This is a genomic window from Streptomyces sp. SID3343 (genome assembly GCF_009865215.1).
GTDB lineage: Bacteria > Actinomycetota > Actinomycetes > Streptomycetales > Streptomycetaceae > Embleya.
Genome location: NZ_WWJX01000167.1, coordinates 1 through 1,081, shown reverse-complemented (window position 1 = coordinate 1,081; position 1,081 = coordinate 1). Strand labels below are relative to the sequence as shown.

At 75.8% G+C, this 1,081-nt stretch carries 1 protein-coding gene; it reads left to right on the top strand.

Annotated features, from left to right (window positions below; translation table 11 throughout):
* Nucleotides 1-115: 115 nt before the first annotated feature.
* Nucleotides 116-1,048, top strand: a complete 933-nt coding sequence (locus tag GT354_RS06015) for a DUF5914 domain-containing protein (RefSeq protein WP_237534424.1) — start codon at nucleotides 116-118, stop codon at nucleotides 1,046-1,048.
* Nucleotides 1,049-1,081: the final 33 nt, after the last annotated feature.

Sequence of the window (1,081 nt, the reverse complement as noted above, 5' to 3'; positions counted from 1 at the left end):
CCGGTCCCGCAGGCGTGTTCGCGAGCGGGGGGCGATGACCGCGCACCGACGGGCGGGGCGCCGGCGGCTGCCCTTTCGACTGGACGGGTTCGGTGGGTGGGCCGACCAGGAGCCGATGTGGCGGGCCGCGTCGCCCGCCTTGATCACGGCGGCGACCGAGCGGGCCCTGTCCCGGCCGGCCGGCAACTGGTTCGTTCTCGGGGCGACCCGCGCGGTCACGGCGGGCCGGCCGTTCGGCCGTACCGTGGCGGGGCAGGAGGTGGTCGCGTGGCGCGGAAGCGGGGGCGAGTTGCTCGCCGGTCCCGGTGCGTGCCCCCATCTCGGTGCCCCGCTGTGCGACGGCCGGGTACGCTCCGGCCGATTGATCTGCCACTGGCACGGGATGCCGATCGACGGCCGCCCGATCGCCGGCTGGGCACCGTATCCGACGTACGACGACGGCGTGTTGGCGTGGGTGCGCCTGGATGTCGTCGGTGGTGAGACGCCGCTCGATCGACCGGTCCTGCCGCCGAGGCCGTCCCCGGCGCGCGCGATCGAGGCGGTCACCGAGACGACGGGGGTGTGCGAGCCGCAGGACGTACTCGCCAATCGTCTCGATCCCTGGCACGGCGGATGGCTCCACCCGTACTCCTTCGCGGCGCTCAGCGTGGTCGAAGCACCCGCGTCGGACGGCTCCGGCCCGGACCGCTTCGTCGTCGACGTGTCCTACCGCCTGCCGGGCCGGGCGATGGTCGTGCCCACGCGAGCCGTCTTCACCGCCCCCGACCGGCGCACCGTGGTCATGCGCGTGCAGGACGGCGAGGGCGCCGGGTCGGTGGTGGAGACGCACGCGGTCCCGGTGGGGGTCGACGATCGGGGCCGGCCGCTGACCTCGGTCGTCGAGGCGGTGATCGCCGTCTCGGATCGGCCGGGCTTCGCCGTGGGGCGACTGCTCGCCCCGGCGCTGCGTCCGTTGGTGCGACGCACCGCGGCCAGGCTGTGGCGCGACGACCTGGCGTACGCGCAGCGGCGATGGCAGTTGCGTCAGCGGGGGCGCTTGCCGGGGTGACGCCGGGGCGGCCGGGTGACGCCGGGTCGGCCG

What these genes read in the sequence shown, in the direction of transcription:
- GT354_RS06015 (WP_237534424.1), top strand. Translation starts at nt 116, where the DNA reads ATGTGGCGGGCCGCGTCGCCCGCCTTGATCACGGCGGCGACCGAGCGG.